This is a genomic window from Hydrobacter penzbergensis, assembly GCF_900106985.1.
Taxonomy (GTDB): Bacteria; Bacteroidota; Bacteroidia; order Chitinophagales; family Chitinophagaceae; genus Sediminibacterium; species Sediminibacterium magnilacihabitans.
Genome location: NZ_FNNO01000015.1, coordinates 51414 through 65074 on the forward strand (window position 1 = coordinate 51414; position 13661 = coordinate 65074).

2 protein-coding genes are annotated in these 13661 nt (G+C 46.7%); both read left to right on the top strand.

Annotated features, from left to right (window positions below):
* Positions 1–10: 10 nt before the first annotated feature.
* Positions 11–11929 (top strand): LysM peptidoglycan-binding domain-containing protein, encoded by an 11919-nt coding sequence (locus BLU98_RS14315; protein WP_092725926.1) that lies wholly within the window; start codon positions 11–13, stop codon positions 11927–11929.
* Positions 11930–12482: 553 nt separating this feature from the next.
* A complete protein-coding gene (locus BLU98_RS14320) occupies positions 12483–13643 on the top strand; it encodes a hypothetical protein (protein ID WP_092725929.1) in 1161 nt (386 codons plus the stop codon).
* Positions 13644–13661: the final 18 nt, after the last annotated feature.

Below are 13661 nucleotides of genomic sequence, written 5' to 3' on the forward strand. Positions count from 1 at the left end.
CGGCTAAATCATGAGTTCAGCAAATGTATATACAGCGCTCAATAGTTATATTCAAAACAACTCTATTGATTTATGGGCTGCAGCCAACGGCTCGCCCGACCTGGCAGGCATGCTGCCGGTATTGGGGCTATTCAACATCAACGCGGCTTATACACTTACATTTGTTGTCTTAACGCAAAGTCCCAGTGGTGCAAGCGTTCGCCTCACGGGAAGCGGTTCTTTCAATGGTGCAAACCCATATACGGCAAATGCAACCCTGCAATATATACAGGAGGGAAATGTTTTTTCATTGGAACTGGCCATCACTACAGACTGGATTATTTCCAATTTCTTTTCTTCATTGCCCGAAACACTCATGCAAGTGCCAACGATTCAGCAAGGCATTTTATGGTATCCTTCTGTACTGAATGGCATGACAATACGAACGGCTGTTTTCTCAGGAAAAACCAGAGAAACCAAATTAACGCTCACTGGTTTCTTATTACAACCCAATAATCCCAATCTCTTAAACAGGACCCCAATGGTGGGCCCCTGGCCGCTTCGTTTATCAGGGTCAGTAGAAATGCCCACCAGCACCCGCAGTTATCCATTGATCAACCTCGATGCAAGGGGTAATGACACCATTATCAACGTGGCGAAACAGCAGGATATAAATGGTCCGGATGCAATGGGCCTCTCTAATCCAGGTCTCACACTGCTGGTACAACCGTTGAAACCACAGCAACCCAACAGGATCGCTTTTTCAACCATCGAGTTATTTGCCGATTTTGCCCTGGGTGAGATCAAAGGCCGTATTGCCACCCTGGTTCTTTCGAATGATGACGTGTGGAATTTTACTGTCCGCTTCAAGAAAAACGTATTTACATTGAGACAGGGCCTTGCGCAGCTTACCCGCATTTTTGGCGTGGAACTGCCTATCCCTATGAACTTCCCCGTACTCACTGATTTTTATGTTGGGGAAATCGATATGGATCTTCAGAATACAGGCTCCAATGCAATTCCTTCCTTCTCTTTGTTGAACCTGGCTGTTACCATACGCTCAGAAAAAACATGGGACCCTCCTATTCCTTTTGTTACGATTGACAAAGTTGGTACACGATGGGTATGGGGATGGTCGATGGTGAACGGGGAGGGCGGGCCGGAAAAAAGATACACACTCACCGGTTCTGTATTTGGCACCATCAATTTCGGCGGCAGCAACGGGCAAACAGCATTATTACCTGCTCCCCCGCCACCGGATGATACACCTGATGGCAGCAGTAAAGCACTTGCTGTAAACGACAACCAGGTATCGCTCAACGTAAACATGTCGCTGCCTAATTTTATCATTTCCGGCTCTCTTGCACAAGACAGTTATATCCCCATTGGTAAGGCATTGAACTTTTTCTTTAAGAACGAGGGACCTTCTACCGGCCTGCAAAAAATGAAGATTACCAGGTTAAGGTTCTCTGCAGACCCTATTGGTCAGAATTATTTTGCGGAAGCCACCATATTTTTTGGCGAACCGGGAAACCCGGATCCGCAACAGGGATGGATGATCAATCTTTTTGTTATTACCATCATACTCAACCAGCTCGAATTTAATATTGCAGTGAATGATGGAAAAGTATCCGGTGGTATCAGTGGTACTTTTTTCCTGGACCAGGGCGATCCCAGCGATTACAAAATGCCGCGGATCATGATCAGCGCGGAATATCCGCCGCAACAGCCCGATGCACCGGAAGGATGGACACTCAGCGGTCATCTATACCCCGGCACATCCATCAGCGTTACAAAACTGGTTTATAAATTTATTTATGGCGGAGGTACAACCCATCCACCCCGCTGGGTTCCGGATATTCTCATCGACCGCCTTGATGTTGTTTTCACCACTGGTTCCAAAACACCAACCAGAGAAGTAAAAGCATCTTACACTTTCGGCGGCACCATTTCCGTTCGCTGGGAGCCCAATATTTTCAATACCCCGCTAAAGATCAATGCTTCAGCCAGCATTGACCTGGCAAAACCTGCTACAACAGATACACCCAGCGGCAAGCTAACAGGTACTTTCAGTGTCAACAAGATCCAGCTCACTGCAAGTCTTACTTTCGGTGTTCCTGAACCTACTTATCTTTTTAAAGTACAGTTCGACCAGCTTTGGCTGCAGGCCACCACATCGTGGCGGGGCGAACAGAACAACCGCCACCAGGTTGTTTCATTGCAGTTAGGCGGTGTTACACTGGGTGATATACTGGAATACCTGGTGAACCTTGCTGCACCTACCATTGGCTTCAAGCTCGATTCGCCCTGGGATGTATTAAAGAAAGTGGACCTCTCCCGTTTTGTGCTGACCATTGATCCGAAAGAAAATATCGTTGAATTTGTATTCAATGCCAATGTTGACCTGGTGATTGCACAACTCGATTCAATTGGTGTGCGATACAGTAAAAAAAGCGGCGACGGGAAAGTAGACCTGATCCTTACCGGCAGTTTCCTCGGACAGCAATACACCAACGATAAGCCATTAAGCTGGGATGTGATCAATGATCCGCCTCCCGCTGTTCCCGGGAAAGGACCAAGCCTGGTCAACCTTCGTTACCTGGGTCTGGGCCAGAGGGTAACATTCAGCGGCACTACCCCCAGTACCGTTGCGGATAGTATTAAGAAGCTGAAGCAGGACATGAAGAAGCCGCCGGACGATGGTAATCCATTGCCCAGCACTATGTTGTATGCTGCCAATAGCCAATGGCTGATCGGACTGGATATACAACTGATGGAGACCCTTGATCTCGGGATCATCTTCAACGACCCCAAACTATATGGCTTATCCATTGCATTGAGCGGTGAACGTGCCGGACCATTGGCCGGCCTGCGTTTTGAAATACTATATAAAAAGATCACCGATGAAATAGGCATGTACCGCATTGAGTTCCAGGTACCCGATATGTTCCGAACCATCCAGTTGGGCGCGGTTTCTATCACACTGGGCATCATCGTAATTGAAATTTATACCAACGGTAATTTCAAAGTAGACCTTGGCTTCCCGTATAACCGCAACTTCGACCGTTCCTTCAGTTTGCAGGCTACCATCTTTATTGGCCGTGGTGGTTTTTACCTCGGCGTATTGAATGGCGATACTTCCACGCAGGTACCACGTATTTCCAACGGTAATTTCTCACCTGTTATAGAACTGGGCATCGGCATCTCAGCAGGTGTGGGAAGAGAGATACGCGCTGGCATTCTTGCAGGCGGCGCTTTTGTAGAGCTGCAGGTCATATTCCAGGGCGTGCTCGCCTGGTTCAATCCCAACAGCAGCGGCGCCGCTCCCGCCAAATTTTTCAAATGCCAGGGCGTGGCCGCCATTCATGGAAAAATATATGGCTCGGTAGATTTTGTAGTGGTCAAAGTATCCATTACCCTCGAAGCCTATGCACAGGTGAGCATCATCTATGAGTGTTATCAGCCTATGCTCATTGAACTGGAAGTGGATGTAAGCGCCGAAGCATCGATCAAAATATTGTTCGTCAGAATTTATTTTTCATTTGGTGTACACCTAAGCCTCGATTTCACCGTTGGCTCTGCAGAACCCACACCCTGGATACTCAGCAATAATAACAGTGGCGGCAGATCCTCTGCTGCACTGGCAACTACCAGCCATCACCTGCTGAACCCCAGGCGTCCTGTTGCGTTGAGAACCAACAAGCACCGGCGTTTGCAAGTGCTTCGTGAAGCGCATGTAATGACCATGGGGTTGCAGGGTACGGCTGCTTTGCAGGAATACAACCTGGTATGGCATCCCACCAATAAAGTTTTCCCTGACTCACCACGCAATGCACACCTTACCTTATTGCCGGTATTCACCATTGATGGTGTACCGGTTAACTGGGATGGAACAACACCGGTAAACGGCAACCCCAATTACCGCAGTGCTTTTGTTCTTTTTGCAGACACCGGCATGTCCACCTCAGCCGTAACAGCGGCTGACTGCGCCATACGCAGTGCGGCCCACAGCGCCATGACGGTAAGCGATACCGATACCAGTTTGCTCGCTGCCGATATCCTCACACAAGGCTTGCTTTTATATGCCATCCAGGCATTCCCGCGCGACCCTGCAGAAGGCAACAATATTACGGCCTGGCAGATCACGTCCTTACTGGATCAGCTCAATATGCCCGATACCATGTCGGGCGGACTATCTATCGACAACCTTAAAACATTCTTCACAACCAATATCAATCTCTGGATCAGTGGCGATATTACACCCCGTCCTGATGACAAATCTGCCATGGTATTGCCACTCCCTCCATTTGTGGGATGGACATCTCCGCAGGGTGGCACGATTGATTTCAGCACTAAGAATAAGATCGGTCCTTGGTATGAATGGGGTATCTCACAATTACTGGGTAGTTATTTCCCGGTAGGTGGAGACAACAGTAAGAAGCCGGCGCAGGACGATCCCTCCACTTACGAATCCTTCACCAGTTTCATGTTCCGCGACTTTTGCCTCATCCTTATGCAGAACGGTATTAAGGAGATGCAGAAGCAGATGAATAATACCACGGTTACCGTAACGACTGTGAGCAGTGTAGTGCAAAACCTGGAACAAGTAGCAAAGACACTGCCCAATGCCAGCGTGCCATACAGGATCTGTTCGGGAGACACAGTTGAAAGCGTAGCGGAAAGCCTGGGTGCAACGGTTGAAGAGCTTACATTCCTGAACGATCACCTGCAAAGCGACCTTGAAACATTACCCGTTGGCACACCCCTTACCATTAAGCTGGGCGTTCCGCCCGAAGTATTGGCTATGGACAACGCCGATATTTCGTTTGCCGTGACTCAATGTACATTAGGCACACTGGTTCACCAGGCCGCTCAAAACGATACCCTGCAAAATATTGCCAGCCTCTTCAATGTAGCAAGCGTTGCCACTTTACTCGCCTACCAGGATAAAGCCTACCCCGTACTTTCTTCCGGTCCCAATATCCTGGCCCCCGGAAACAGTTTCGATCTACCTCAGCAAACATTTGTCAATGCACCTGCCGATTTTGTTCAGCTGCGTGTCGCAGGTGTTTTCTTTGCACGTTACCTTGATGCATCCATATTGAAAAATACACCGCTTCCCGATATGGCCAACTGGTATGTGCAGGCCATTGCCGAGGTGAACCAGGACCTGTTGAAACAATTGTTCCCCGAGCAAAAGATCCCTTCGGTCATTGAATTACCACCGGGTCAGGTTTTATCGGTACCGAATGCCTATCAGAATGCCTACAATATACTCGCTAATCGTAACAATTATACCACTGTTGCAGGCGATACACTTTATCGCATCGGGCTGGCGCTCGTATTCCAGCAGGATTTCGGAACTACTACCCCACCAGGTATTACACAGTGGCCTACATTCCGGGCAGGCGTTACATCCACCGGCACACAAAGCTGGTCTATCCCCGCATGGCAAGGAATGATCATTGAATCCGGAACAAACATTGAATCGCTGGTACGCCGGTTGATTGTAAACGCAAGCTGGATAAGCATTATACCGGTGCAACCTTCAAAAGGCACATGGTCATACGACTGGGATAAAGTGGCCGTATGGTTATCGACAGCAAAAATCATTGCACCGCTCGCCAGCATCACCGTACCCAATGCAACAGTAGTTTCAACCACCCCGCTCAGCTTCAGCATACTTTCGACAAAATATGGACTTACTGTTACCGACGCAGCCACGCGTCTTAAAAAATTAAACGGTCTCTATGCCAGTGGCACCGTGCTGAAAGTGAAATTATTACCGGCGCAGGATATCACTGTTCTGGTGAATGCAGTACTGCAAGGCGATAGTTTTACATCCATCGTGAACCAGTCCTCACGAATGTTGCTCTCAGGATTACGTCTGCCATCACTGACAACGGACGGAGGCGGACATACAGTGCCTGATCCTGCCCATCCTTCTCCACTGTATGATCTTACTGGTCAGCAGTTCAATATTGCATTGGACAGTACCAAACCAACAGATAATGCACTTACACTCTCCCTTGCATCACAACAAAGCTGGATCAAACTGTTCAATTCCATTACTGTGCAAACCGGGCAAACGCTGGCTTCACTGGAAGCAGCTTACCCCAACCTGCTTGTATACAACCCGGGACTCAATGAGTCTACTTTTAAAGTTGGCATGATATTATTGACCGCACCGGTAAACTCGCTCGATTATAGTTATACCAATGCAGATATACTGGGTGTAATGCCCGCAACCGGTTTAGCCATCACACCCGTTCCGGCCACGCCGCCTGCACCTGTGGTGATGAAGATACTGGGTACAGTACCGCGCACCTATGGACTGGAGCATGGCATTGAATTACAAACGCCTTTGGCGCTTGCTATTCCAACAGATCCTGCCCTTCCTAATATCACCGGCAATCCTGGTTTGTGGATGTTGCCTTCCGATCTGCAGGAAAAAGCAAGAAATGGTGTTACTACCCTGTATGAAATATTAACAGTGCAACAAGGTACAGCTGCAGGAAGCAAAGCTGTTCAGATCAACAGCAGTACCTATGGCACGCTCATTCCGTTTAAAGTGAAACGGATGAATGACAGTTCATCGCAGTTCAATCTGATGGGTGTAGATACCGATAAACGCAACCTGCTGATTACACTCAGTAACTGGCTGCGCCAACAGGGCAGTACCGATAAAACCACCGTAAACCTGCTGCTTGCCCCTGCTCCTAATGCAACCAATACTTCGGGACTAACAATACTTTCAACAACTGCGGCAAATGCATTTTTAATAAAAACCAATCTGTCTACCGTATCAGTTCCGCCTGCTATGTTGACAAGGGCGGCGAACCTGAAAGACACAGGTAATAGTGTTTATTATGCAACCCTGGCTTCCCTGGCCGATTTCCTCGAATTGTTATGGGAAGGAAGCGTAGTAGGCGGGATAGGTTATTATTTCAGTCCGGGTATGCAACTCCCGGGAAGCGCATTCGACCAACAGGGAAATATTACCCTTCAATTATTGGTGATCGCAGGTACACAACAATCGCTCGCTCCTAATGGACGCAGCCTGCTTCCTTTCAATAACTGCGCATTGATTGGCCCTGGCGCTTACAATGCCCAGTTCTCTCTTTTCATGGAAAGCGCTGGCAGCACCGATCCTTCCGAAACCATTGCGCAGGCATTGGTTCCGCCGGGTAATGTAGGTTTTGAGCTGGTTACTGCCAATCCGGATACCATTACACCTGCCCCCCCTGTCCCGGTAAAATTATTACGTAACCTGTACAGCCTGTTGAGTTTTGAAGTGGCGCAACAAACTGGATCTCCTTTCTATGCACCACCATCAGGTATGCCCGTGATGCCCGATCCTTCGGACAATTCAAGACAACAGGCGTGGGAAAAAGCGCGTGCTCTTCGCAAAGCGATTGCAGCTAAACTTGTAACAACAGCAGATACAAGTGCTAAACCTTACTGGCGTTATGCACAGGTATTACCTGTGTCGCGGTTTATACGGCCTGGCACAACGCTTGCTGGCGCAGATGTAACGGGACTGCCTCCTTTCAATGAAGATCCTTACCAGGGATTCGGCACCCAGACAGCTTTGCCCGTTGCTAATTTTGTGTTTGGTTTCGGCGATGTATTGGGTAACCGTACCGGCGCCAACGGAACCGGACAAGGCACTACGCCTGTTAAAGTGGGTTATACTGACAACATAGTTTCGGTGGGCGACTGGTCATCTGTTGCCCGTTATTTCAATGTACAGCAATCGGGTTCCAATGCAGTGCTCACTATTTACATTGCACCGCGCCCTTCCGAATTACTGCCAACACCTGCACAGCCGGGCGATGTAAACAATGACCTGCTTAAACAGCAACAAAAGTTATTCAGTCAAACGTATTACCAACTCATACAACCCGGACTCACCGCCTGGCTGGTTACTTCACTGAATTATATCAGCGACCCGAACTATGGAAACAAAGGTGTTGCTATCAGTGACAGCAGCCCCTTATGGAAATTCGCAGCCGGCTCCTATGCTATTACAACATCGCTACGCAGCTTCCTGCCGGCGAAACCTACAGGCATTACTACGCTGGGTGATATCATTACAAAGTATGGTGTTGAGAAACGTTATGCAGAGCTGGCCCAGGCTAATGCCGGTTATGCAGTACAACAATTGTTTGGCACTACTGTTCCCGTTGTGCCTGCATATTTTCCTTTTGTAGAACACCTTTCCATCACAGCGTTAGCAGCATTGCCTCCGGCAGGCTGGCCTGTACCGCCTGTTGCTACCACCTTACTTACTTATACAGAAAACACTTCACTGTTGCTGAAAGCCGGTACACTGCTGGTGATCCCAGGTAAAACAATTACAACAGGAACAACACCACCTACTGCTTGCCTGCAAGACCTTGCAGACGGCGCTCATACTACGGTGATACATCTTGCAGTGCAGAATAGCGAGCAGCCCGTTCTGCAAACCGGTTTCGAATTTACCGTAGACGTAGATGAGCATACAGAAGTAGTGGTAACAGTAGATGCCGCTACCAATAGTCTTAAACTGGTGGTTGATGCATTCGCCAATAATGGCGTGAATACTACGGTAGAAGCGCTGGCAACTACGCATAATAAAAAAACAGGCATGCTTGCCCTCGACAAAACACTCGATGTAAAAGCATACCTAGTGAAAGACGGCAATACGCTTGCCGACAATCAGAGTGGTGTAAGCGTCACAGACCTGGCCAATAACAATGGCAATACGCCGGATCTTTTCGACACGGGAGCCCTGATCTATTTCGGAAACTTTGCAAACGTTATTACCGGAACGGCTCCTGTTTCCCTGCAACAGTTTGCAGACAGGTATGCTTGCCCGGTTGCGTTGCTGCTCAGCAATAATTCAGGTCTTACACTTCCATCCAACAGCGCTTTCGTTTTGCCAGGTACCCTGGCCTGGCCAACTGATACCGGTTCTATCAAGATTCCGTATACCGTGCGGAATACCGACACACTAAACAACATAGCTCAACAGTTCGATTTCAATACTGCCACTGTTTCTGCTGCCCTACAACTGGCAACGAATAATACCAATATGCCAGGCACATTGATTCCTAATATTGATGTTACGATAACTGTTGGCACTAATACCTACCCGGTCAATACCGGTTCAGGCAACCCGTCTTTCACTTCATTTTTAAAGGCCTTGCAGCAGAAAGCACCTGCGGGTACATTGCAGGATATCGTTAATTCAATGGGAGGAAGCACCGGTGTATTGAACCCGGGCGCTTTATTCCTTTGTCCGCCTGCCAAATTCCAGCAAGACACGATGCCTGTCAACATACCAGACATGTATGGTGTAAGTGCAGCTGCCTTTGCATTAGCCAATACAGCCATACAAGGCATTATTGCTCCACAAAAAACCTTACAGGCATCTGTAGAACTGGGAAGTATTACGATTCAAACAGGTGACGACGACACATTCAATACACTGATCGTGCGCTTTGCGGCAAAAGGAATTAGTCTTAGTGCAAGTGAGATCGTCGATATCAATGCAAATGTAGCCTTCATTAAATCGTGCGCTCTTGCCATGCTCCCTCCTGCCGTCATCAGCTTTAGTACATCGCTTGATCAGAACGGTCCTTATGAATCACCCATCGTACCATTGAAAGTATCCCTCCGCCTGCTTCGTCCCAAAGCGCTGATCTATCCGGGCTTTGAAACAACAAAAGGAACAGGGGCAGTAGAAATGGCCGAATCCGATTTCCCTGCACCTGTAAAAGACAATAATAAGACCAGTGGTCTTACCCTGAATGATTTTGTTGCCAATATGAAAACCGCCTTGCCACAGCTGCGTTTGGGAACCGCGCAGGTAACCGGTGTAGTGCAGGACCTGTGGCAGGTAAACTTCACCAGCAGCGGGTTTAAAAAAGTAGAACTCATTGGGGCAATCATCATAAACAACGAACAGAAACCCCGATACTTTGCCCTGAAGCCATTGTACCAGCAACTGGTAACGCGCCCGGTAACAGTAAGTCCTTTGAAAATCGATGGCACGCTGGATGCAGGACAGCAGCGTTCCTTTCAGAGTATTGATGTGGAACTATGGGCGCGACGTTTTGTAGAGGACATGGACCGCTTCCTCTCCGGCCCTTATGCAGCAGCTATTTATAACAATACCAATATTCGTAACCAGTTAAAGCTGGTACTCGATGCAAAGACCGGGCTGATCCCTGCTATTGCAGCAGGGTTGAGTAATGTATTGAATGTACAGGATGCCAATAAAGTACCGGCATTGGCCAGTGCAGTAGATGCGCTGGAACAACAACTGGGTGTGAGTCTTGCAAAAACCTATGAATCAACCGTGCTTATTCAGTATGATTCAAAAACAGAAGCTGCTGTTCTGCCAAAGCCAGCCGGTCTATACGGTAATGGAAAGATCATCGATACTACTACCAATGAACCTCTTTTCGGGCTCAGCATGATCGCCGCCAAAACGGATCTTTCCAAAGCCAGCTCCTATGTGAATTTCCTGATGACACTGGACAACCCGGCGTTTCATAAAGATGTATTAGGTTACTTCTTCTACGACATATCGCATCTTGAATTTAACATCAGCAGCGATCACCTGCCGCAAAATTTCAAAGCATCCGACTGGCTTAGTTTTATTCCGCTACTGTCTAAACCAGAAAAGCCTGCTGCCTTATCTGGCACAGACCCAGCCATTAAAATTGATGTGCCCATTCCATTGCGGAATTTCCCCGATATGCCCAAGATCGTTTCGCAACAGGCGAAGCAGACCTTCCCAGATGGAACTGAAACAGTTAACCAGCTAGGCGTTTGGAATTACGATTACGTATATACCCACCAGCATGCAGAGCAGGATTATGTGGTATTGAAAGCAGAGTTCAACCTTAAGCTGCCGGCTGCTGTACGGAAAATGACAGACCCGCTGCGCGACCTGTTCACCGAATTGGCCCAGTACATTACGGTAGCCGATCCGTTATGGCAACTCATCAACGGATTAACCGACCCGAAAACAAAATTGCCCATCGGCTATATTGAGAATGCAGTACGGACCTTTGCTACGCTCGCCGGAAATATCAACCAGTATTGGAGTGCACGAATATCACAAAAAGAAATAGCAACCAATAAACTCGACCTGGTGGTGGCAGCCCTCAGCTATGAGTTCAATGCACGGGTAAGTTACCGGAATAACCACGATCTGGATACGCTTACATTAAAAAGATTAGGCAGTCAGCCCGGCCCTAACAATAGCTGGCCCGACGCATTTGCACAGTCACCCGATGGTACTTTCACACAATTGGATATGCAAAGCAATGCGCCGGATACGGCCATATACAAAGTTCCTGCCGGGATGAGCATACCTCCTGTTACCTGGCCTGTATTCAAATTAACCTGGGGCAGCCTGAACCTGGCAACCGTACAGAATGCACGCTCACAAATGCATGTGCAGCGCAACCAGGACCTGATCGATTATGCGAGTACCAATACTGATTTTATTTTCTCAACAGATACCATCATTGCACCCGGTATCGTTACCCCGCTCAACACATTCGGTAAACGTGTTGACATCAGCGCTTTGGGCAGCAATCTCACCGATGCACTGAATGCCTGCTTTAATGGTTTGTTCGGACCAGCCATGAACGGGCAGCCAGTAACCATTCAGCTGAGTTACGGTTTTGAACTGGTAGCGCCTTCTGGTCCTGATGATGAAGGGCTTATTACTTATCTGCCAATCGGGCTGTATCCTAACCAAACCTTATCCGCCACTACAGCAAACGACCTGAACAATGTTATTGTTGAATGGAAAAGGGACAATAACCCGGCTGAAAAAGGAGGTGCATGGGTCTTTTCTTTGAAACAGTATTCTCAACTTACGGATTACCCGCAGACTTTATTGAATATTGAACACCTGGTGTATCGTATTCCGCCGAAGCAGGGTTAAAAAAGTTAGTCAGGGTGTGTCAGGCGACAGACAGTATTAAAATACAATTCGGAAAAAGGTTAAATTAAAAAGTTCTATCACCGCTGTAATACACTCTCTAAATAAAACCTGCAGTTATGACCTGATGTATATAGCGAAAACGGGGTGTCAGTGGCGGACGTTTCCGAAGTAGCAGCTGGTCCATTACTACTACCGTAAGTGGATTGGGCATCAAGGCAATTTGACGTTCAAATTAAATTATCCAAACCTTAAAATATTTACTATGCCTACAGTAACATTTACCGTAACCATTAACTCGGGCGTGGGAGACACCTCCATAAATATATTCAACCACCGGGTGACATTAGAACATTTTTTCGACCGCAGTGACAGTTGGGATCAGATTCTAGCCCAGGAATCATATAACATTGGCATTGCCGGCCATTGTCCTCCCGGCGGCAATATTTCGATAGATATTAAGGGTATAACGTCTAGCAGTAAAACCCTCCCCTTGACAGTAAATTCCGCAGGCCCCTTCTTAAAAAGCCTTACAATAAGCGTATAAATATATTTTATGAAAACCAGACAAATACTGCTGACAACTTTCCTCTCATTAAATATTGTGTTTGCTTTGAGCCAAAATACAAATAGAGACAAAAAAATCAATGATTCCGTCAATAGCAGAGCAACAGAGGAATATAATAACCAATTGACATCATACTTCAGAGTGGTAGCAGATCACATTACAAGCGGCACCAGCGGTTATACTTTTAAAATGTCGCTAATGTCTTTAAAATCAATTAAAGATTCCGCTAAGTGGGCCATTGATACAAATTTCGTTAAACCTAAAAATCGTTTTCTACGATACACCGAAATTAATGCAGGTGTCAATATGGATAAGTCTCAAAATATCACCAATATTAATTTAGGATCTGTATTTACCATTTTGAATAAAAGAGATAGTGCCATTTATGTATACCGGAACAAACAAAGTGAGCTTAACGCTTTATCAATAATGCGCATAGCCAAAATTAAATATTATGACGATTTAATCAAATCCGGCAAGTCAGAACCCGAAGCAGATAACATCACTAACACCGCATTTAATACTATTAATTTGGAAGGAGGAAAATCAATCGGCGAAATAGACAAAAATTACCTGAAATATTTGAATGCTGTTACTGATTCAATTACAAAATCTAAGGCACTATCATTCCTTGATTATTATACAGGATGGCACAAGGATTTTAATCTGTTCGCAAAATCCATACAGAGAAAACCCTTATGGATTGCATACCCGGCCATATCCTACAATTATCAGTATGGAGCATTTTCAAAACTGGGAGCAGGAAGTAATCTATTAGTTTCATTAAACAAAAATCCGGAGAAAAAACCATTGGAATTGATTAGTACAGTGTCTTATTATTTCCAAGATGATACTGCCACTACCAAAGTCAGTTTAGAGCAGTCGATAGGAGACTTCTCATTGGGAGTTAACAAAATTCTGTTGGAAAATGAGAAAGGCGAATCTCAAATGGAATTAAAATTCAGTGGCGACTACTCCTACGTATTTAACACTGCTAAGGACAGGGGAAAACTAACTGCAAATGCAGTTTTTAAATATAAACTGTTTCAGAGTGTGTGGTTTCCATTGACAGTAAGCTATGATCCTTCAAAGGGAAATCTATTTGGATTTATTAGCGTCACGATCAATTTCATGCCATCTTCCAAATAGATGCCAATTTTGTCAGCA